The sequence below is a fragment of the Anatilimnocola aquadivae genome, from assembly GCF_049819085.1.
Lineage (GTDB): Bacteria > Planctomycetota > Planctomycetia > Pirellulales > Pirellulaceae > Anatilimnocola.
On sequence record NZ_CP187419.1, the window covers coordinates 6,434,619 to 6,454,175 of the forward strand.

A 19,557-nucleotide genomic window follows, 5' to 3' on the forward strand; every position below is an offset into this window, starting at 1 on the left:
TGTTAGTACCTCTGCCTAGCGACCTTACTTGGTCGCGGCCTGCTTCTTGGACTTGGAAATATCACCCAGCGATGCATCGCACTTGCGACACACCCGCTGCTTGGTACCGCTCTCCAGCACCTTCACACCCGTTCGCACGCCCTTGTTGCACTTGGGGCAAACGAGCAGCACATTGGAAATTTGGACGGGCATCTCTTTCGAGAGACGGCCACCCTGTGGATTGCGTTGGCTGCGGCGAACGTGCTTGTAAACACGATTCACCCCTTCCACCGTGATGCGGCCGGCTTCCCGGTCGATGTGGAGGACCTTACCCTTGACGTCTTTGTCGTCGCCGGCGATCACTTGTACGATATCGTTGGTTCGAATGTGCATTAGACCACCTCACTCGCCAGGCTGACGATCTTCATGAAGTTCATATCACGCAGCTCGCGAGCGACAGCGCCGAAGATGCGTGTGCCGCGCGGGTTGTTATCCGCATCGATCAGCACCACGGCGTTGCTATCGAACTTGACGTAGCTGCCATCGACGCGGCGATTCGGGCTCTTGGTACGAACCACGACGCCACGGACCACAGCCTTCTTCTTGATTTCGCTGCCGGCGATCACACTCTTCACGCTGCAAATGATGATGTCGCCGATACCGGCGGTTCGCTTCTTCGAACCACCGAGCACCTTGATGCACATCACTTCTTTGGCGCCCGTGTTGTCTGCGACGGCCAAGCGAGTTTCTTGTTGAATCATGTTCCTATCCTCCAGTGGCTGCCCTGAGGCTGCAGCGACGAATATCCGACCAGCTTAAGTAGTGGGTGCATCAACTTTCGGAGCGTTCGCCGAGGCCGTTGCCTGGCTGACAACTCGCGTGAGCACCCAACGCTTCAGCTTCGACAGTGGGCGAGATTCTTCAATCTCTACCGTGTCGCCGTTGTGGGAAATGCCGGCGGCGTCGTGAGCGTAGCAAATGGTCCGACGACGCATCGTCTTGCCATACACTTCGTGCTTAACGAGGCGAGCCACTTCCACGCGACGCGTGGTCGGAGACTTATCTCGCGTGACCGTGCCGATCAACAATCGCTTAGGCATATTCCACCAATTCCGTCTGCTCTAACTATCTGCGTGTTTCAAAATCCGTGTCTTTAAAATCCGACATTGCTGAAATGTCGCAAAGGTCGTACTACTTGGCAGCAGCCGACAGTCGCTGTGTTTGCACCGTCTTGACGCGGGCAATCAGCCGGCGTTGGTGACGGAGTTCGCTAGGAACGTCCAAACGCTCGGTCGAAGCTTGCATGCGCAGCTTGAACAAGCTCTTTTCGGTCTCTTCGATGGTGAGCCGCAATTGCTCATCGCTCATCTGTCGCAGTTCCGCAGCTTTCATCCCAGCAATCCTCAAATCGACGATTCGTTGTACTAAACTCACCAGCACTAAGCTGGACGGCGGCGAACCATGCGGACCGGAATCGGCATCTTGTGAGCCAGGCGTGCAAAGCACAGCTTCGCTTGTGCCTCAGTCACACCAGCCAACTCGAACAACACAGTTCCTTCCTTCACCACAGCAACCCAGTGATCCGGTTCGCCCTTACCCTTACCCATGCGGGTTTCGAGCGGACGAGAGGTCACCGACTTGTGCGGGAAGATGCGGATATACAGCCGACCTTCGCCGCGGATGTATTGCTGGGCAGCAATACGACCGGACTCAATCGTGGTAGCCTTGATCCAGCCACCCATGGTTGCCTGCAAACCGTAATCACCAAATACGACGCGGTTGCCACGAGTGGCCTTACCTTTTATACGTCCTCTTTGGCTTTTTCGGTGCTTCACTCGCTTGGGCATCAGGGCCATTTGTCGCGTCTCCCTCGTGCATTCCTTGATTCACCCAGACCTGTACGCCGATGTTGCCCTGGGCAGTGGCGGCCTCGGTAAAGCCGTAATCGATCTTTGCTCGCAACGTGCTGAGCGGCAGCGAACCGGCCGAAGCCTTTTCGCACCGCGCCATTTCTGCCCCGCCAAGTCGGCCGGCCAGCTGGATCTTCACACCACGAGCACCCGAATCCATCACGGATTCGATCGCTCGCTTAATGGTCCGGCGAAAACTGGCCCGCTTGGCTAATTGCTGAGCGATTTCCTCAGCAATCAACTGAGCCATAATTTCCGGACGAGCAATTTCTTCAATCTTCAAATTGACGCGGCGGCCGGTGAGGTTTTGCAGTTCTTCCTGCAGAATCTCAACCTCCTGCCCCTTCTTGCCAATGATCAAACCTGGACGAGCAACGTGCAGGACGACCTTGACTTCGTCACGTGTCCGTTCGACTTCGATGCGGTCGATACCGGCGCTTTTGTATTCGCGGCGAGGATGGTTCTTGATGAACTTGCGAATCTTGGAGTCTTCGAGCAGGAGTGCAGAGAACTCCTTCTTCGAAGCGTACCAACGACTCTTCCAGCCGATCATGATCCCGACGCGGAAGGCGATCGGATTCACTTTTTGACCCATAAATATCCCTTAGTCACTCAAGCGGTGAGCGAAGTACTGCTGTTGCCAACAGAGCTTCTCTTACAACTCGGAGATCTCCTCAAGTGCGACAGAAATGTGAGCCGAACGCCGCTTGATCATGTAGGCCATGCCGCGCGACACGGGGCGAATCCGCTTAAACATCGGGCCACCATCGACCCGAGCGTCAGTCACCACCAATTGTTCTACGCGAACCGTCTTGCCCGGATTCTGATCGGGGTCCTGAGCATTACCGAGCGCGCTCTTCAGCACCTTCTCGAGCAGCCGAGCACCACGGTCCGGTTGAAACTTCAAAATGTCGAGCGCTTCATCAGCGAACTTGCCACGAATCATCGTGGCGAGCGGACGCACCTTGCGGGCGCTAATCCGGCTGAAGCGATGAGTTGCCTTGTATGCCATGTTGAATCCCTTAAGGAAATCGTCCTGCCAGCTCACGCAGAGCGGCGAACTACTTCGCTTCCTTCTTGGTCTTACCGCCGTGTCCTTTGAATGTTCGCGTGGGAGCGAACTCACCCAACCGATGGCCGACCATTTCTTCCGACACGAACACCTTCAGGTGAGCCTTGCCGTTATGAACCATGAAGGTCAAGCCGACAAACTCAGGAACGATCGTGCAGGCGCGAGCCCACGTCTTGATCGGTTCCTTCGAACCGCCGCCCAACTGAGCTTGCACCTTCTTGTACACGTTGGGGTCGACGTACGGCCCCTTTTTGCTGGAACGGCTCATGAACAACTCTCACTAAGTAACAAACTGGTAGCGACCCCGAACCAACGTCAACAACTATTTCAACTTCAGCTGACCGTAGCGACGCGACTTGCGACGACGAACGATGGCCGAGTTCGATGGCTTACGACGCTTACGAGTCGAACCACCCTTGGCCAACTTGCCTTCTGGGCTGACGGGGTGACGACCACCCTTGGTACGACCTTCACCACCACCGTGCGGGTGATCGATCGGGTTCATCGCAGTACCGCGGACAGTCGGGCGAATACCCTTCCAGCGATTGCGACCAGCCTTACCGATCACGACATTCATTTGTTCCGAGTTGCCCACCATGCCGACCGTGGCGCGGCAGGTAACTGGCACCTTGCGAATTTCACCGCTGGGCAGCGAAATTTGAGCCCAGTCACCATCGCGGGCCATCAGTACCGCACTCATGCCGGCTGCGCGGCACATCTTGGCGCCGGTACCTGGCAGGAACTCGATATTGTGGATCTGCGTGCTGAGCGGAATACGAGTCAGCGGCAAGCAGTTGCCAACAGTCGGAGTGGCATCGGGGCCATTCTCAACCATTTGACCGGCTTGCAGACCGTCGGGAGCGATAATGTATCGCTTTTCACCGTCGGCGTAATGCAGCAACGCAATACGGCAATTGCGATTGGGGTCGTACTGAATCGAATCGACCTTAGCCGGCACACCATCTTTGTTGCGGTGAAAGTCGACGACGCGATATTTTTGCTTGTGACCACCACCACGGTGACGGGCGGTGATACGGCCTTGGTTATTGCGGCCGCCAGTCTTTTGCTTCGGACGAAGCAACGACTTTTCCGGCTTGGCGCCAGGCGTCAATTCAGCGAAGTCGCTAACGCTCGCGCCGCGGCGTCCTGCAGTTACCGGCTTGTATTGTCTGATACCCATGACTGACCTTATTCCTAACACGCCTGCCCAAGTTGGAGCAGCAAACCTTGCTAATCGGAGTTTGTGCAAACCTTAGAAGAAGTCGATGCGATGCTCTTCGTTGAGCGTGACAAGCGCCTTCTTCCAACCCTTGGTGGAGCCAGCCTTGAACTTGTGGCGGCGAGCCTTACCCAAGCGATTCTGCGTGCGAACCTTCTCGACCTTGACATTGAACAATTCTTCGACGGCCCGCTTCACGTCTTCCTTGCTGGCCTGCGAGTTCACTTCGAACGCATACTGGTTGTAGCGTGTCGAGCGGTGCATGCCCTTTTCGGTAACCAGCGGACGGACGATGACCTGGTAGCTGGGCAGGTTAGCCGGCGAATATTCGGTATTGGCTTCGGTGCTCATCTGTTAACCTTCCACAATCTCTGACAACTCACCCGGCAACACGACCAACCACTCACAGCAAACTAAGCAGGCTTAGCAGGCTTCTTGGCCCGATCGCGAATCAGATCCAAAGCGGCTCGCGTAACCACGAGTTTCTTTGGCACCAACACCGACAGGGCGTTCAGGTCGGCCACAGGAGCCACCGTAACCCGGTCGATATTGCGAGCACTCTTGTAAACCATCGGATCCAGCTTTTCAGTAGCGAGCATCAGCGACACACCCTGCAACTGCAGAGCTTTCAGCAGATTCGCTACGTCTTTTGTCTTAGGAGCCGAGAGCGACAACTCGTCGAGCACGATCACATCTTGCGATTGCAACTTGGTGGCAATCGCCATGCGGGTGGCTGACTGAATGGCCTTCTTCGGCAAGCGATACGAGTAGTCGCGATTTCGCAGAGCGAACACGTGACCACCACCGCGACGCTGAGCGGCTTGCTTCGAGCCCGCACGAGCGTTGCCTGTACCTTTTTGGCGGTACATCTTCTTGGTCGTACCACGAACTTCGCTGCGGGTCTTGGTCTTGTGGGTACCCATGCGGCGCGAAGCCTGGTACATCACCACCACATCGTGCAGCAATTGCTTATTGATGGACGGAGCGATTTGCGCGGGGTCGATCTCATACTTACCGACCTCCTTGCCTGCTCGATCATACACCGGAAGACTTACCATGATTATTTCCAACGATCTTGACTGCTGCGTGAATAGTGAACTTGCCGCGAATGCCCTCACAGGCAGTAGGCGAGACTAACCAACCTTGTTTGTCTCGCGAATAATCAGATACGCTCCAGGCGGACCAGGAACAGCACCATTGATCAGAAGCAAGTTCTTTTCTTTGTCCAGCTTCACGAGCCGCATGTTGCGGATCGTCACTTGTTCGTTGCCGTAGCGGCCAGGCATCTTCTTGCCCTTCTTCATACGACCGCCACCGCGGTTCGCAGCCAGAGCACCCGTACCACCCATGTGACGATGAACCTTCTTGACACCGTGCGTAGCACGCTGACCAGCGAAGTTCCATCGCTTCATGGCACCGGTGAAACCACGACCCTTAGTGAAGCCGGTAACGTCGACGGCCTTCACACCCTCAAGCGAGGCAACGTCAATCGTATTGCCAACAGCAAGAGCACCGGGAGCACCACGCAATTCGCGAACGAAGCGTTGCGGCTCACAACCGGCTTTAGCAGGGGCTTCAACGCCAGCTGCCTTTGACTTTTTCGAACGACGGCTGCCGATATCGGCAACATGGCCGCTTTCACTGCGACTGGCGAGCCGGCGAGGCTTATCGAGAAAGCCCAACTGCACAGCTTCATAGCCATCGCGATCCTGGGTACGAACCTGGAGCACGCGACAAGGGCCAGCGAGAACAACCGTAACGGGCAAGCAGGCCCCGCTCTCATCAAATATTTGCGTCATCCCGACCTTGCGGCCGAGTATTCCCTTGGTCATCGCGATATTCCTATGGTCCGTTGCCTGCCGAGAACACAACAGCCCTGAAGTTTTCAGAGCCCTGCTTTACCCGGACGGCTTCCCGTCAATATAAAACGGCTCGCGGCTAGGTTTTGAAACTACACTTCAACCAACACAACCTGCAGTGGCCAACTCGAACTAGCGAGTCGTGGCCTTGATTTTGATATCGACACCAGCGGGCAAGCTCAGCTTATTGAGCGCCTCGATGGTCTTGGCAGTTGCCTGCACAATGTCAATCAAACGCTTGTGCGTCCGAATTTCGTATTGCTGACGAGCTTTCTTATCGATCGTTGGGCCCGAGAGGACCGTGTAACGCTCGACGCGCGTTGGCAATGGAATCGGACCATGCACTTCGCTGTGGGTGCGCTTAGCCGTATCCACGATCTCTTGGGCACTTTGGTCCAAGATCGCGTGGTCGTAAGCTTCCATGCGAATGCGAATTACTTCTTTCTGACCAGCCACTGAGGCTATCTCCTAATGAGCCGGGCCCAGATTGAGCTCGACTCCAAAGTCCGCGGTTCGAACCGATCACGCAATGATCGACTGTGCACGCTGTTAACTTCACTTTGGTCGGGGTCGACCAATTGGGAAGCGACTAAGGTTAGCAAAGAGACAGCAAAGCAGTCAATTGGGTCCGCTGGGAAAAATCACAAATCCCGGGAAGAATCTGGTTCGATCTCGGCGGCGGAAGGCCGGTTTGCGGATTTAGCGTTCGGAGGCAAACGTAAAATTGGCCTGATTGCGGGCTCTGCGGTGAGTGTGCTGGCGATGAGGTAGTAAGTTGAGAGCATCATGCCGGAACAGCGCGAAGTACCGCTTGTTCCAGCCTACTTTATTGCCGCAGCACTAATACGGGGCAGTGGGCCAAGCGGACGACGCGCTCGGCCGTCGAGCCCATGAGCAGGCGAGTCAAGCCGCGGCGACCGTGCGAGGGAATGACAACGAGCTCTGCCGCATTTTGCTGGGCGTATTCGGCGATCGCTTCGGCCGGGTCACCCAACACGACTTCTAAATGGATGTCGCTGTACTTTTCAGCAGTGAGTCGTTCTCGCAGGGCCCGCCGAGCACTTTCGATACGAGCCGTGGGGTCGACCACGCCCCAAACTTCGCCCGCTTCGAGGGGAGTCAGGTCTTGGATCACGTGAATGATCGAGACCTGGTTGGGCCGCTCGACGATTTGCAGCCCCACATCGAGCGCTGCAAACGATTCCGTCGAGAAATCGATGGGGACAATCACGCGTTGCTTCGGGAACCAGGCCATGGAATCGCATCCTTCGCAGAGAGGTTGGCCGCATCGTAAGCGATGAACGCCGGCATTTCAAAGCGGTTAAGGCATTTCGGCAGGCATCGGCTTTTTGCTCACGCGAACATCGGGTGCCACGAGCGCTTCGAGTGGAAGTCGCGAATTCGCTGGCAAGGCGGCCATTTTCGTGTGTCGAACCAGCTTGTGACACTTGACACACTTCAGCGTCATGTCGACGTAAGCCAGGGCAGCACGGTCGAGATTCTTGGCCTTGGCCGCTTCGGTCAGTTCATCAGCCGCGCGGCGAAACGAATCGCTTTCGTACAGATAATCGGGCGTTTGCAGCAATTGCCATTGTTCGGCCCGGGTGAGCAGGCTCATTTCCTGGGCACTCTTGGCCATCTTTTCATAGTCTTCCAGAGCCAGCGACTCGATCAGCTTTTGCGAGTGCTCGAGTTTCGCGCGCATGAACTTCGAGATTGCCGGTTCGTTCTCGTCCATGATTCGCGGTTTCGCCTTGGCTTGAGCGAATAGGTCCGCTGCTGGCAACATCGCCGCTGCCAGCACAAGGCAGCCCATCAGTTTCGATAGTAGCCGGGACATATTGATTTCCTTTGGAAGCGGGTGACTGCAGGCGACCAAGTGGCCGCGACGTTGGGCGTTAATTGCAAAGGCAGTTCCAGTGCGCGAGATTTGGAATAAACGCCTGAAATGCACGGTTCGGAGCGGAAGGATCGAGATGAAGTGTGCTGTGGTGCACACCCGCTGCCGTCGTCGGTGTGCGATAGCGCGCGAATCTGGCAAGCCGGAAAGAGGGGCCGTTCGATGGCCAAACGCTAGCATTGCCAGTGAGGCCAGCCGGAAAAGTCGACCTATTCAGCCGAATCGGAGCCAGTCGTCAAAGTCGACTAAACCGCTACGACCCGCGCAGCCGATACCTACGGCGACAAGACATTCTTTCGTTCCGTAGAAGGGGATTGGCGATGCCTCGCAAGGCAACTTGGGTATCTGCCCTACTGTTGACTGCTATCTGTGTTGTGGCGATTGTTCGCGCCCAAGACGGAAATTGGCGCCCGCTCGAAGCTCGGCCGCCCGCTGCGCCAGCCTTCTTGCCCGCCAACACCACTGCGGACGCGATGCCCGTAGCGATGCAGGTGGACGAACAGGGCGAAAACACACAGCAAGCGGTGTTTGGCCGCGCTAATCGTCGGCAACCAAGCAACGGCCAGCCCGCCCAGTTGCAGGCTTTCACGCCGGCGGGAACTGAACCTGCCTACGAAGAGCCACGTCCGCTGCCGACGACCATCAGCGACGATGCTGCTGCCACGCCAGAGATTGCTCAACAACCCGGACCGCTCCCCACGCGCAGTGTGCTTCGTCGACCCGGACAGCCTGCACCGCAGCCCATTCCGATGGCCAGCGAAGAACCGCAGCAGTTCGTCTCGCAAAGCATCAGCGATGAGCCCAGCCCGTCCGATCAAACCACGGGTCGCTCGGTGCTCAAGCGCCCCGCTGGTCCAGTCGTCGGCGAAGCAGCGGCCCCCATCATGCCGCGAGAACCCGCTCAACTGCCTGCTACCAATACGAATCCAAGCAACTCGTCACGCCGCGTTTACGATCCCGAAACGGTCACTCGCCCGCGTACACCATCGCCCCGTGCCGCCCAAGGTTCGATCAGCAGCGATCTCGTGGTTGTTGCCAATGGTCCGCGGTTGCGTGCCGAAGTCGCTGGTCCTCAAGCCCTGATGGTGGGCAAGCCTGCTCGCTATGTGGTGAACCTAGTCAACGAAGGTGATGCGCCGGCGGACGAGGTTCAGCTGCGCTTGAACCTGCCCGCTTGGATCGCTGTGGAATCGGGCGAGTCGACTTCGGGTGAAGCTCATGCTCAGGCCGATGCCAATGGCTCGACCCGCATGGTTTGGAGCTTGCCCCGCGTCAAAGCCCATTCGCAAGAGACCTTGCGTCTGCAACTCGTCGCTCAAGAAGGCCAGCCCTTCGAACTGACCGCCGATTGGAGCTGCAAGCCAACGACGCTGAAGGCCGCGATTGCGGTTCGTCAGCCTCAGATTGAACTGTCGCTCGCTGGCCCCAGCGATATGACCTTTGGTGAAGAGAAGCCGTTCACGATCACGGTTAGCAATCCCGGCACCGGCGATGCCGATGGTGTTGTGGTGCAACTGATCGCGGGCGTGAATGCTCCACAGCAAATTGAAGTGGGCACTGTCCCTGCTGGCAAGACTCGCGAAGTGACCGTAAAGGTTGCTGCGAACCAGCAGAACGCGATGGATCTCAAACTGAGCGCCACCGCCGACGGGAACCTGCGAGCCGAAGCGGCGGGACGAATCGTCGTAAAGCAAGCCATCATCGAGCTGGTTGTCGAAGGGCCACCTCTCAAGTTCGCGGGTGCCGAAGCCATCTACGCGGTCACGATCTCGAATCGTGGTAACGCCGCCGCCGATGACCTGACGGTCTCTGCCACGCTGCCCACCGGTGCCAAGTACCTGGGTGGCATCGATGGTGCGACCTTCGCCGGCAATGTACTGAAGTGGAAAGCTGGCTTGCTGCCTGCCGAAACCGAACGCACCTATGACGTGCGTTGCCAATTGAATGCCGCCGGTAATCATCGCTTTGTCGCACAAGCTCAAGGTTCTCGCACCGTCGGTGCCAGCCACGAAGCCGAAACCACCGTCGAGGCCGTTTCGCAGCTGAAGCTTGCGGTGAACGATCCCGCTGGGCCTGCTCCCGTGGGCGAGGAAGTTACCTACGAAGTGCAGCTGATGAATCGTGGCACGCAAGCCGCGAAGGGTGTGAAAGTCGTAATGCAATTCTCAGAAGGTCTCGAACCGATGGCTTTGGCGGGCGCCGAAGGTCGTGTGGTGCCAGGCCAGGTGTTGTTCGATTCGCTGCCTGAGCTAGGTGCCGGCGAACAAGTAGTGGTCCACGTCAAGGCACGAGCTGACAAAGTAGGGGCCCATCGCTTCCGCGTCGAAGTGGTCAGCACCGACAACGACACTCGTCTGGTCTCGGAAGGTACCACGCGGTTCTTTGCCGACTCTCGCGCCGGTGCCGCTGCGGCCGCTGCTCGCACGGCAACCAAGCCCCGCGTGCTGCCCGCCGCTGATGGCACACTGCAACGATAAATTTTGTGAATTGCGGAAGAAGATTCGCTTAGCGAAACTCTTCCGAAAGATTGCCAGCAACAAGGGCCCTCACTGTGGGCCCTTGTTCGTTTCTTGGGGTGCTTTCGACAATTGCTAGCGGGGCTGGGCGAGGCTCACACAGTCTGACTCACCAGCAACCAACCAATCTGGTGGAAATCTGCGGCGATTTCACGGGCCGCACGACGGGCCGATTTTCTTCCGCTGGCTGAACTGCGAAATACCGCTTCGTTTTTGGGCGCGAGCAGGCCCTAGCAGCATCGGTGCCAAAGCGATTTTGGCACGCTGATTGCTTATTCAGATTTCACCAAAACTACTCTCTGCCGAAATGACCTAACTATTGTCAAGCACTTTACTTGGCACGAGTGATGGCGTCTCGTTAGCGGCGGTTTTGGCGTCCTGCATTTGCGTTTATCTGATGCGAACGAAGGAGGCGGTCGAGCATGGGCTCATGCACGCAGTTCATCTGCAACAAGTGATGCCCGTTATGGGGCCGACTGCTGCCTTCTAGTTCTCTGGAAGAGCCAACATCCGATCAAAGCGGGTCTCGTTGGCACGATTCCAGAGAATGTTATCGAGCGGCCTCCAACACTCAGCGGTTGGAGGCCGCTCACTTTTCTTGGCACCCTTCTGCACACCAAAACTGGCCAAGCCGGCGACAAAAGCGCAAGTCGGTTGGCCTCGCATTCCGCAACCGATTCTCAAGCCAAGCGCTTGCATTGCGGCGGTGCCATGCTAAAACGGCGGAAACACGTGTCATCACGTGACGCCAACGCAGCCGCTGAAAAAGTCTCGGAACAAGGCGCCGATCGGACCCCATCCATCGCCCGCCTGCTTTGATCCGTTCCCGAAGCCACTCTCAGCACCACCATGCTCGTTGTTGGCGTTTTCGTTTTCGTAGGGATCGAACGTCTTCGGTTGGATGGGGCAATATGACGGATGGAACCGGCACACTTCGTGTCGATGGCCAGCGCGCCAACGGCAATACCACATCAACGGTCGAGCAGTGCTTTCAGGCAATCATTGCCGAAGCGGAAGAAGGGGTGCTGGTCCTATACCCGACCGGCGTGATTGGCTATTCCAATCCAGCCGCCGAGTTTCTCCTCGGGCACGGCCGCCGCGAACTGGTCGGCGAGATGTTTGGCCTGCCGCTCGCGCCGGCTGAGTTTCCTACGTCCATCAATGTGATCTCGCGCGATGATCAGGTTCGCCTGGTCGAACTGCGCATCGAGCCGCTCGCTGCCGGGCCAGAAGGGACGCTCGTCCTCAGGCTGCGCGACATCACCACGCAGCATCGACACCTTTCCGAAGCGCGCGACGAAGTTCGCCGCCGCGACGAGTTCCTGGCGATGCTCTCGCACGAACTGCGCAATCCGCTCGCGGCCATTCAAAATGCCTCTCAGCTACTGACGTTCGACGATCTGTCGAACAACGCGCGCCGCGATGCCGGCTCGGTGTTGGAGCGTCAATTCAAGCATCTCACCCGCATTCTCGACGACCTGCTCGATATCTCGCGCATCACCCGCGGCAAACTCGTGTTGATGCAAGAGCGAGTCGAACTGCTGCAAGTGCTGCGCGATGCCGTGGAAGCCGTCTTGCCAGCCATCACGCGGCGCGATCATTCGCTAGAGATCGACCTGCCCTCGCACGAGCTATGGGTGTGGGGCGATACCACGCGGCTCGAACAGATCTTTGTGAATCTGTTGACCAATGCCACCAAATTTACGGCGACGGGCGGTGAGCTGAAATTGCAGGCCATCGTGCGAGACGGCGAAGTCGAGATTCGCGTGCAAGACAACGGCCCGGGCATACCCCAGGAGCTGATGGCGACCATCTTCGAACCCTTCGTACAAATGCAGCAAACGCTCGATCGCAGCGAAGGGGGCATGGGCATCGGCCTGATGCTGGCCCGCACCTTTGTCGAACTGCACAAAGGCTCGATCGAGGTGCAGGCCAACCAAGGAACGCAGGGCGTAACGTTTGTCGTTCACCTGCCGCTTCTCGCGCAACCGCCGCAGCGTCTGGCGGAAACTGCGGAACCCGAGCAGCAAGAGCCCCCGCTCAGTATCGCGCTCGTCGAAGACAGCGACGATGGCCGGCGAATGCTCGCCCTGCTGTTGCAAGCCGATGGCCACCGCGTGCTCGAGGCGGCCACCGGGCCCGAAGGGCTGGCGCTCATCTTGCGAGAACAGCCCCAGATTGCCTTCATCGATATCGGCCTGCCCGAACTCAACGGCTACGAAGTAGCCAAGCGAATTCAAAATGTGTGTGGATCAGACAAGTGCCGCTTGATTGCCATTACAGGCTACGGCACCGAAGACGACGCGCAAACTGCGCGTGCGGCCGGCTTTCATGGACATCTCGTGAAGCCAGTTGAGTTCCCGCGCCTGCGCGAACTCCTCTTCAAATTCCAGCAAGAATTACTTGCCCAGCGCGCCCCCGGTGGGACGACTACGCAGCCGTAGCGACCTGCCACAAGGATACTATTTATGGAGCAATACTCATTCACACTCTACGTGGCCGGCAGCGCCGATCTCGCTGCGCGGGCGCTCGCGAATTTCGATCGCTACGTCCGTCAACGAATTCCTGGCCAGTGCCAACTGACCCTGGTCGATATCGTCCAAGAGCCGCGCCGCGCACGCGAGCAGCGCGTCGTTGCCACGCCGATGCTTGTCCGCGAAAGTCCCCTCCCAGTCCTGAAAATCCTGGGTGACCTTTCCGAAGAGCTCAAAGTTGTTTCGCAGCTGGGGTTATTGAACCTGGGCGGCAAAACGGATCTCCCGCCCCCTTTCGCCCAATAACCCTTTCGCCCAATAACTCGTCCCCATAAATCGGAGAGAGCATGATTGATTTCCTTGACGTTGAACCCCTGCGCAGAGTCCCCACCGGTATTCGCGGCTTCGAACACATCAGCCTGGGTGGCCTGGTGGAAGGTCGTACGACGCTGCTGGTCGGCACGTCGGGCTCTGGCAAAACACTGTTTGCGACCGAGTTGCTGTTCCGCGCCATCACCCAGTTCGAACAAAAAGCTGTGTTCGTGACGTTCGAAGAAAAGCCGACCGACATCATTCGCAACGTGCAACAGCTGAAGTGGAACCTCTCCACGCTCGTCCGCAATCAACAGCTGATCATTCTCGATGCTTCGATGGACCGCTCGATTGTCGAAGAGGCCGGCAACTATGACCTGTCGGGCATCATCACGCAAATCGCCGATGCCGTGCAGGAGTTGGGAGCGAAGTTTGTCATTCTCGATTCACTGGGCGCTCTCTTTTATCAGTTCGCCAATCCGGGCATCTTGCGCCGCGAGATTCTACGACTGACAGATCAGCTGCAAGAGATGGGCGTGACCTCGCTGATGACGGCCGAACGACTCGAAGAGTACGGCTCGATTACGCGATTTGGGATCGAAGAGTTTGTCTCCGACTGCGTGGTCGTGCTGCGTCACCAATTGCTCGACGAGAAGGTCCGCCGCACGGTGCAAATTTACAAACTGCGCGGCGATCGCCACCACAAAGACGAGTTTCCTTTTACCATCGAATCGCAAGGCTTTTGCATCCTGCCGTTGTCGGCGGCAGAGCTTACGCAGGCCTCGTCGGCCGAGCGAGTCAGCTTCGGCAGTTCCAAGCTGGATGAAATGGCCGGCGGCGGTCTGTTTCAAGACTCCGTGATTCTCATCAGCGGGCCCACCGGCAGCGGCAAAACCTTGATGGGAACCACCTTCGCCGCTGAGGCCTGCAGCCGCGGCGAACGAGTGCTGCTCTTGGGTTACGAAGAGTCGCGACCGCAATTGATGCGCAATGCCCTGTCGTGGGGCATGGATTTTCAAGAGTGGGAGCGGCAAGGACTGCTCAAGATTGTGTGCCAATACCCCGAGGCCCAGGGGCTCGAAGGTCACTTGTTTTCGATCGAGCGCGAGATTGAACAGTTCCGCCCAACGCGCCTGGTGCTCGACAGCATCTCGGCACTCGAACGGGTCGGCAACGTGCGGAACTTTCGCGAATTCGTGATCGGCCTCACGGGCTTCGTCAAGCAGCACCAAATCTGCAGCTTGTTTACCAGTTCTTCGCCCAGCCTATCCGGCGGCGACTCGATCACCGATGCCCACATTTCGACCATCACCGACGCCATCGTGCTGCTGCGGTATGTCGAGAAAGCCGGAGCGCTCAGCCGGGGTGCCATCATCATCAAGATGCGTGGCTCGCAGCACGACAAGCAATTTCACGAGTTCAGCATCACCGACCAAGGCCTCGTGATCGGCCAGCCCTTTGTGCACGTCCCAACAGCATTGCTAGGGATTGCCTCGTCGGGCTCGGTCTTCTCGCGCGATACCGATGAGGATCGGGATCGATCGTAACCAGGCCCGCAAAGTTTACGATTCGTCGACGCGATTTTGCAGGGCCTGCAACACGCCGATGGATTCGATGCCGGTCAAACCGAAGCACTCGAACAACAATACGAGTGCGCCGTTATACGAACCGCTGGTCACTTCGGTGCGCAGCTGCATCGCGCGAGTGATGAACTCTGGATCGCGCCGCCAGCGTTCGGCAAACGTGGCGGCACACAACAGCGCGCGGCTTTCGGAGATGGCAAACAAACTGGCCAGCGTGCGTCCCGCCGCCCGGACATCGCTCGATTGCACCTGCAGCACAAACCGTTGGAACGAAGCTTCTTCCTCGGGGTAGGCCGAGTCGACCTTGGGGGCCGGCAGCGCGGGTGCCGATACGTACATCGGTCCGACGAGTGCCGGGCGAGGATTGGCCGCCACCATGTCGTGGCTGATGGTCTCTTCGGCAACGACCGGATAGTCCTGAGAACCAAAATCATCGGTCCGGAACTGATTCGTTTGCGGCTGCACTTCCTCCGCGGGCAAGTTGCCGAGCATCTGCGTGATGTGCGAGAGCTTCACGCCGACTTGCTCGTACACGGCGTCGATATCGTTCATGTACGATTCGCCGCGAGCGTCGTTCAGAATTTCTTCGGCCGAGTCGAGCACTCGCTCGGTTAAACGAGCGGCCAGAATCTCGCGAGCTTCTGTCAGGATTGCGATCGCGCGATTGCGCGCGGGTTGATTGCTGTCGACCATGGTGTTGCACAACTCAAAGTGGCAGGCACAGGGCGGGAAGCAGGCACGAACATTCGCCCGAGGGAGAAGAGTAAGTCTCGTGGCGAGTCCTACCTTCTAGCTTATTCAGATGAAGGTCAGAAGAAAAGTATTTTGTGCGAAAGTGGCCGTTGGCTATCATTTAGCGGCAATATCTGGCTTGATCCTCTCACCTGCGGGCGATTTCATGGCTGACAACTTCTTCGCGAAACCGACCGCTGACGCACTTTCGAATCCATATGCGTCGCCCACGATTTACGAGGCCCAAGTAGCGCCGCAGCCCGGCTTGTCGGCAGGGAACACGTATCGCGACGGCAAGCGACTGGTGGTGGTGTTCCCGGGGTTTTCGTTTCCGGCGCGCTGTATCAAGACCGGGCGTACCGATGAATTGGTCCCCAAGCCGTTGACCGTGAAGCACCTGAATAATGCCGTCATCTGGATGCTGGTGGGAGGACTTGTGGGCATTGCGATTGGCCACGCACTATACGGCCGCAAGCTCGAAATGACGTTGCCGGTAAGTGACTACTATTTGCAGTCCAAGAAAAAGCACTTCCGCATTAGTTTGATGATCGTCTTGGCCGGCGCTGCCATGTTTGTCCTCTCGCTGGTGGCGGTCATGCTGATCGACCCTTCGCAACAGGAATTGTCGAACCTGGCAGCGATGCCGATGCTGCTCGGCATGTTCACCGGCATTGGTGGATTGATCTATATGGCGATTGCAGGCTCGGTGAATCTGCTCACCTGCAATCGCATGGTCGGCAACGTCGCCTGGCTCGATGGCGCGTCGGTCGACTTCCTCACGGGCTTGCCCGACTGGAGCACCAGCGGACCCGTGGGCGCTCCGGGCGTCGTGCGGCGATCGTAAGCTGAGAGGACAAAATGCCGCCAGCAAAGCAACCTATACTCGAACCCTATCGAGTTTGTGTCGTTGAGGGCGAAGCACTCATGATCGGTCAATGTTCATTTTGATATTCGTCCCGTAGGGACGCTGAATGTAGCCAGGGGTGAAGCGCCGGTCGCGTTAGCGAACGAAGCGTACCCCCTGGAAACGGTAACAATAGAATTCCTCCGTCCCGGCAGGGACGACGGAAACGTCGCTCGCAGAACAACGGCGTGCTGCAATCAAGCCGTTCAGCGTCCCTTCGGGACGAGTTGCCGCCTTACTCGACCAGCCTAGTGCAGAATCACGGCTCCAATGCGACAAGTTTAGTGCTGGCACCTTGTGCCAGAGAGCGTTGGTTGATTGCTACAGCACGCCGTACTTCTGAAACGCGGCGGTCGCGGTCATGCCGTCGGCAATGGCTTGGCGAACGATGTTTTCGTCGTGCACTTTATTCCAGGCATGGCGTACGACCTGTTCCTCGACGGCCCGCGGCACGACGACGATGCCATCGATATCGGCGACCACCAGATCGCCGGGCGAAAACCGCACGCCGTCAATTTCGACCGGCACATCCACATCCACCACGCGATTCCGGTCCTTGCTGTCGTACAGGCACGTACCACGCGCCCAAATCGGAAAACCCATCGCGGTCATCTTGTTCACGTCGCGCACCGCGCCATCGACAATCGCGCCGACACAACCGGTGCGGCGAGCAGCCGTCGAGAGCAATTCGCCCCACAGGCCCGAGCGCATCGAACCGCCGGCAGCGGCAATGATGATGTCGTCGCTCTGGCAACTATCGACTGCCTGCAATTCCAACTCGTAAGGCTGCGGATCGCGATGCGCCATATCGGCCCAGAGGGTCGTCTTGCAACGGCCAATCAGCACGCCCGCGGTCGTCAGCGGCTTCAGCTGCACGCGCGGCGATTGATGCGGATAGCCCAGCGCATCGAGCGCGTCGCACACCACCGCCGAGTAAAACACCTGCCGCATCTGGTCGAGCGAAATAGGCTGATCTTGGGCAGCAGACATAAGACAAAACTCCGCAGGCGGGTAAATAGCGAGGGTGGGATGCAGACAAGGGTAAGGTGCCGAAGGAGGGGAATCAATCTGGGGACTCGGGACTAGGAACTAGGGGCTGGGACTCGGAGGAGGCTCTTACTCCCTCGCCTCGGTACTCCGGGGAGAGGGGCTGGGTAGCAGCAAACCTCAGCTATTGGTGAGCGGCCGTTGAGGGAAGAATTTTTGAAAAAGTACTTGCGAATGAATCACCCGGGCGAGATATTGGTGATTATGTGCGTACTATGTCGTGCGCAGTTGGCTAGTACTTTCGTTGTAGTGGGAGGGTGAGAAGGCAGGTGTTCTTGGTTAACCGAGCCGCTGCCGGCCGTTGAATGGAAGTTGGGGCGCTAGTTACGGGCAGAGTTGTTACAAAGTTCAGCCCCTCACCCCGACCCTCTCCCCGGAGTACCGAGGAGAGGGAGGAAAGGCGGGGAGCGGCTCGGTTAACCAGAAAAATACGGGTACGAAGGCGGGCATTTGTCTCCCCCTCTCCCCCTCTCCCCGTCTTTCCCGCACCCGGAGTTCGAAACATGAGCAAGAAAAAGAAGTCACAGAGCATCTTTCGTGCGCCGAAGCCGAGGGATCTGGAGATCTACGAGCGATGCTCGACGCATGGGGTCTCGCAGCGGATGGTGGCGGCGGAGTTTGGTCTTTCGCAGCCTGCGGTGAGCAAGATTTTTCACAAGCTGCAGCGCTGGGAAGGTGAGCCGGAACTGACGACCAATCGCGAGACGGAACACAAGAGCGAGCAAGGGCGGATTCAGCGCTTGCACATGCTGACGCGGCAGCACAAGCGTCGGCTGGATATGGGTTACTCGCAGATGTGCGAAAAGTGGCGGGAGTCGCAAAAGCCGCAGAATTCGGCCAAGATTCGGGACTTCAAGGGCGAATTGATGAAGGAAACGATGACGAAGACCCGCGATGGCAATCCGCGGTTTCTCAACGATGCGATTCGCATGAGCGAAAAGATGCTGAAGTTTGAGGGGATCAAACTTGATGGAACGGTTGACTTCGAGACGAAGAATCGGCTTCCGGAAGAGCCGGAGATGACCTACGACGAGCGGATGGCGGAGCAGCGGCGGTGGATCGACGCGGCGCTGCCGGAGGTGGAGAAGTGGGAGGCGAAGGAAAGGGAGAAGGAAAGGCAGAAGGAAGAACGCAGAATGCAGAATGAGGGGAAGCTACGAGGAGTTGCTGCTGCTGCCGCATTGGCTCCCTCTCCTCTGTACTCAGGGGAGAGGGTTGGGGTGCGGGGCGACCGCTGGGAGAGCGGGCTGGGTTCGCAGGAGAGCTTGCGAGCGGGCGACGCGATGTTGACGCGCGGTAGTGCAAAAGCCGTTGAACCCCCGGGGCAGGCCCGGGGGCGGAAGGAACAGGAGGGGCGAATGGACGAATTCAGTGCCTGCGAAAATGGTTATCAAACGGTTATCACCGACGGCGGAAAAACACCGGAAATAACGGATATTAAATCGTGCGAAGGCGTTGATGCAGTAGAAGATAGCGACGACGTGGTTATCGCGGAAATTATCGACGAAAAAGTTATCAAGGAAATGCAGAGGGAAGAAGGCAGATTGCAGAATGAGGGGCAGGAAAGTTGGCGAGCAGGCAGCGAGATGTTGACGGGCGGTAGTGCAAAAGCCAATGAACCCCCGGGGCAGGCCCGGGGGCGGGTAGAGGAAAGACGGGGGCGGATGGGAGAAGGTCGAGGGCAGGAGCGGTCGGATGCGACAATCTCCCCCTCTCCCGCTCTTCCACACTCCCCCTCTTCTTCCTGCCCGACGATTGAGTTCCTGCGGTCGACGGCGCCGGCGTTTACGACGGAGCGGCATCCTTCAGCGCCGGAGAACTACACGCCGAAGCCGGGCTCGGCGTTCAGCGTGGATGCCCGGGGGAGGCTGGTGCAGGAGGCAGAAGGCTTTCGCCGGCTGGTGCCAACGAACTGGATTGAGCCGCCACCGAGTAAGTTTCCCGTGCAGACCGTGGAAGAATCGTTCTGAGTGCGGAGTAGTTCGAAGTTTGTAGTTCGTAGTTTGAGGATAGGGAGAGCTCGCGAGCGGGTCGGGCGATGTTGCCGGGC

General features: G+C 58.0%; 22 protein-coding genes and 1 pseudogene. 6 read left to right on the plus strand and 17 right to left on the minus strand.

Annotated elements, in window-relative coordinates; translation table 11 throughout:
• Positions 1–24 precede the first annotated feature (24 nt).
• The 15 genes and pseudogenes from rplX to NA78x_RS25345 all read right to left on the minus strand — a co-directional run bounded on the left by rplX (position 25) and on the right by NA78x_RS25345 (position 7,879).
• On the minus strand, positions 25–372 hold the full coding sequence (rplX, locus tag NA78x_RS25275) for a 50S ribosomal protein L24 (protein ID WP_425615161.1): 348 nt from the start codon (positions 370–372) through the stop codon (positions 25–27).
• Positions 372–740: a 50S ribosomal protein L14 gene (rplN, locus tag NA78x_RS25280; protein WP_425615162.1), complete on the minus strand. Its 369-nt coding sequence runs from the start codon at positions 738–740 to the stop codon at positions 372–374. The genes rplX and rplN overlap by 1 nt, the downstream gene beginning before the upstream one ends.
• A gap of 93 nt (positions 741–833) precedes the next feature.
• A pseudogene (gene rpsQ / locus NA78x_RS25285) lies at positions 834–1,079 on the minus strand (30S ribosomal protein S17); the annotation flags it as partial.
• 91 nt (positions 1,080–1,170) lie between these two features.
• On the minus strand, positions 1,171–1,371 hold the full coding sequence (gene rpmC / locus NA78x_RS25290) for a 50S ribosomal protein L29 (protein ID WP_425615163.1): 201 nt from the start codon (positions 1,369–1,371) through the stop codon (positions 1,171–1,173).
• A gap of 47 nt (positions 1,372–1,418) precedes the next feature.
• Positions 1,419–1,835, minus strand: coding sequence for a 50S ribosomal protein L16 (gene rplP / locus NA78x_RS25295; RefSeq protein ID WP_425615164.1), 417 nt, complete (start codon positions 1,833–1,835; stop codon positions 1,419–1,421).
• Positions 1,774–2,484, minus strand: coding sequence for a 30S ribosomal protein S3 (gene rpsC / locus NA78x_RS25300; RefSeq protein WP_425615165.1), 711 nt, complete (start codon positions 2,482–2,484; stop codon positions 1,774–1,776). The genes rplP and rpsC overlap by 62 nt, the downstream gene beginning before the upstream one ends.
• 60 nt (positions 2,485–2,544) lie before the next feature.
• Positions 2,545–2,901 (minus strand): 50S ribosomal protein L22, encoded by a 357-nt coding sequence (rplV, locus tag NA78x_RS25305; RefSeq protein WP_425615166.1) that lies wholly within the window; start codon positions 2,899–2,901, stop codon positions 2,545–2,547.
• A gap of 49 nt (positions 2,902–2,950) precedes the next feature.
• Positions 2,951–3,229 carry a 30S ribosomal protein S19 gene (rpsS, locus tag NA78x_RS25310; protein WP_425615167.1) on the minus strand — a complete coding sequence of 93 codons (279 nt, stop codon included), beginning with the start codon at positions 3,227–3,229 and terminating at the stop codon, positions 2,951–2,953.
• A 54-nt stretch (positions 3,230–3,283) separates the two neighbouring features.
• Complete coding sequence (rplB, locus tag NA78x_RS25315; protein WP_425615168.1) at positions 3,284–4,141, minus strand: 50S ribosomal protein L2; 858 nt, start codon at positions 4,139–4,141, stop codon at positions 3,284–3,286.
• Between the two features lie 72 nt (positions 4,142–4,213).
• Complete coding sequence (gene rplW / locus NA78x_RS25320; protein ID WP_425615169.1) at positions 4,214–4,531, minus strand: 50S ribosomal protein L23; 318 nt, start codon at positions 4,529–4,531, stop codon at positions 4,214–4,216.
• Between the two features lie 62 nt (positions 4,532–4,593).
• Positions 4,594–5,238 carry a 50S ribosomal protein L4 gene (gene rplD, locus NA78x_RS25325; RefSeq protein ID WP_425615170.1) on the minus strand — a complete coding sequence of 215 codons (645 nt, stop codon included), beginning with the start codon at positions 5,236–5,238 and terminating at the stop codon, positions 4,594–4,596.
• A gap of 75 nt (positions 5,239–5,313) precedes the next feature.
• The gene (gene rplC / locus NA78x_RS25330) at positions 5,314–5,979 is read right to left on the minus strand and encodes a 50S ribosomal protein L3 (protein ID WP_425619478.1); all 666 of its coding nucleotides are present in this window, start codon (positions 5,977–5,979) and stop codon (positions 5,314–5,316) included.
• 192 nt (positions 5,980–6,171) lie between these two features.
• On the minus strand, positions 6,172–6,495 hold the full coding sequence (gene rpsJ, locus NA78x_RS25335; RefSeq protein WP_145096007.1) for a 30S ribosomal protein S10: 324 nt from the start codon (positions 6,493–6,495) through the stop codon (positions 6,172–6,174).
• Between the two features lie 370 nt (positions 6,496–6,865).
• Entirely contained in the window at positions 6,866–7,294 is a 429-nt protein-coding gene (locus NA78x_RS25340) for a universal stress protein (RefSeq protein WP_425615171.1), read from the minus strand.
• Positions 7,295–7,360: 66 nt separating this feature from the next.
• Entirely contained in the window at positions 7,361–7,879 is a 519-nt protein-coding gene (locus tag NA78x_RS25345) for a hypothetical protein (RefSeq protein ID WP_425615172.1), read from the minus strand.
• 380 nt (positions 7,880–8,259) lie between these two features.
• On the opposite strand from NA78x_RS25345, the gene NA78x_RS25350 reads away from it, so the two are divergent.
• The 4 genes from NA78x_RS25350 (at position 8,260) to kaiC (ending at position 14,788) form a co-directional block, all read left to right on the plus strand.
• Positions 8,260–10,416 (plus strand): CARDB domain-containing protein, encoded by a 2,157-nt coding sequence (locus NA78x_RS25350; RefSeq protein ID WP_425615173.1) that lies wholly within the window; start codon positions 8,260–8,262, stop codon positions 10,414–10,416.
• A gap of 950 nt (positions 10,417–11,366) precedes the next feature.
• Complete coding sequence (locus NA78x_RS25355) at positions 11,367–12,899, plus strand: ATP-binding protein (protein ID WP_425615174.1); 1,533 nt, start codon at positions 11,367–11,369, stop codon at positions 12,897–12,899.
• Positions 12,900–12,923: 24 nt separating this feature from the next.
• The gene (locus NA78x_RS25360) at positions 12,924–13,235 is read left to right on the plus strand and encodes a circadian clock KaiB family protein (protein WP_425615175.1); all 312 of its coding nucleotides are present in this window, start codon (positions 12,924–12,926) and stop codon (positions 13,233–13,235) included.
• Between the two features lie 41 nt (positions 13,236–13,276).
• Positions 13,277–14,788: a circadian clock protein KaiC gene (gene kaiC / locus NA78x_RS25365; RefSeq protein ID WP_425615176.1), complete on the plus strand. Its 1,512-nt coding sequence runs from the start codon at positions 13,277–13,279 to the stop codon at positions 14,786–14,788.
• Positions 14,789–14,803: 15 nt separating this feature from the next.
• Here kaiC and NA78x_RS25370 read toward each other — a convergent pair whose 3' ends face one another.
• Positions 14,804–15,517 (minus strand): hypothetical protein, encoded by a 714-nt coding sequence (locus tag NA78x_RS25370; RefSeq protein ID WP_425615177.1) that lies wholly within the window; start codon positions 15,515–15,517, stop codon positions 14,804–14,806.
• Between the two features lie 205 nt (positions 15,518–15,722).
• Between NA78x_RS25370 and NA78x_RS25375 the strand changes: the two genes are divergently transcribed.
• Positions 15,723–16,400, plus strand: coding sequence for a hypothetical protein (locus NA78x_RS25375; RefSeq protein ID WP_425615178.1), 678 nt, complete (start codon positions 15,723–15,725; stop codon positions 16,398–16,400).
• Positions 16,401–16,781: 381 nt separating this feature from the next.
• Here the strand turns inward: NA78x_RS25375 and NA78x_RS25380 are convergent, their stop codons facing one another.
• On the minus strand, positions 16,782–17,450 hold the full coding sequence (locus NA78x_RS25380) for an RraA family protein (RefSeq protein WP_425615179.1): 669 nt from the start codon (positions 17,448–17,450) through the stop codon (positions 16,782–16,784).
• A 560-nt stretch (positions 17,451–18,010) separates the two neighbouring features.
• Here NA78x_RS25380 and NA78x_RS25385 point away from each other — a divergent pair.
• Entirely contained in the window at positions 18,011–19,477 is a 1,467-nt protein-coding gene (locus NA78x_RS25385) for a hypothetical protein (RefSeq protein WP_425615180.1), read from the plus strand.
• The last annotated feature ends 80 nt before the right edge of the window (positions 19,478–19,557 follow it).

Bases quoted from the DNA above. Each gene is read 5' to 3' on its own strand.
- rplB (WP_425615168.1), bottom strand. From the start codon at position 4,141: ATGGGTATCAGACAATACAAGCCGGTAACTGCAGGACGCCGCGGCGCG.
- rplC (WP_425619478.1), bottom strand. From the start codon at position 5,979: ATGACGCAAATATTTGATGAGAGCGGGGCCTGCTTGCCCGTTACGGTT.
- rplP (WP_425615164.1), bottom strand. From the start codon at position 1,835: ATGGCCCTGATGCCCAAGCGAGTGAAGCACCGAAAAAGCCAAAGAGGA.
- rplD (WP_425615170.1), bottom strand. From the start codon at position 5,238: ATGGTAAGTCTTCCGGTGTATGATCGAGCAGGCAAGGAGGTCGGTAAG.
- NA78x_RS25340 (WP_425615171.1), bottom strand. From the start codon at position 7,294: ATGGCCTGGTTCCCGAAGCAACGCGTGATTGTCCCCATCGATTTCTCG.
- rpsS (WP_425615167.1), bottom strand. From the start codon at position 3,229: ATGAGCCGTTCCAGCAAAAAGGGGCCGTACGTCGACCCCAACGTGTAC.
- NA78x_RS25345 (WP_425615172.1), bottom strand. From the start codon at position 7,879: ATGTCCCGGCTACTATCGAAACTGATGGGCTGCCTTGTGCTGGCAGCG.
- NA78x_RS25350 (WP_425615173.1), top strand. From the start codon at position 8,260: ATGCCTCGCAAGGCAACTTGGGTATCTGCCCTACTGTTGACTGCTATC.
- NA78x_RS25380 (WP_425615179.1), bottom strand. From the start codon at position 17,450: ATGTCTGCTGCCCAAGATCAGCCTATTTCGCTCGACCAGATGCGGCAG.
- NA78x_RS25370 (WP_425615177.1), bottom strand. From the start codon at position 15,517: ATGGTCGACAGCAATCAACCCGCGCGCAATCGCGCGATCGCAATCCTG.
- kaiC (WP_425615176.1), top strand. From the start codon at position 13,277: ATGATTGATTTCCTTGACGTTGAACCCCTGCGCAGAGTCCCCACCGGT.
- NA78x_RS25375 (WP_425615178.1), top strand. From the start codon at position 15,723: ATGGCTGACAACTTCTTCGCGAAACCGACCGCTGACGCACTTTCGAAT.
- rplN (WP_425615162.1), bottom strand. From the start codon at position 740: ATGATTCAACAAGAAACTCGCTTGGCCGTCGCAGACAACACGGGCGCC.
- rplW (WP_425615169.1), bottom strand. From the start codon at position 4,531: ATGAGCACCGAAGCCAATACCGAATATTCGCCGGCTAACCTGCCCAGC.
- rplV (WP_425615166.1), bottom strand. From the start codon at position 2,901: ATGGCATACAAGGCAACTCATCGCTTCAGCCGGATTAGCGCCCGCAAG.
- NA78x_RS25360 (WP_425615175.1), top strand. From the start codon at position 12,924: ATGGAGCAATACTCATTCACACTCTACGTGGCCGGCAGCGCCGATCTC.
- NA78x_RS25355 (WP_425615174.1), top strand. From the start codon at position 11,367: ATGACGGATGGAACCGGCACACTTCGTGTCGATGGCCAGCGCGCCAAC.
- NA78x_RS25385 (WP_425615180.1), top strand. From the start codon at position 18,011: ATGAGCAAGAAAAAGAAGTCACAGAGCATCTTTCGTGCGCCGAAGCCG.
- rplX (WP_425615161.1), bottom strand. From the start codon at position 372: ATGCACATTCGAACCAACGATATCGTACAAGTGATCGCCGGCGACGAC.
- rpsC (WP_425615165.1), bottom strand. From the start codon at position 2,484: ATGGGTCAAAAAGTGAATCCGATCGCCTTCCGCGTCGGGATCATGATC.
- rpmC (WP_425615163.1), bottom strand. From the start codon at position 1,371: ATGAAAGCTGCGGAACTGCGACAGATGAGCGATGAGCAATTGCGGCTC.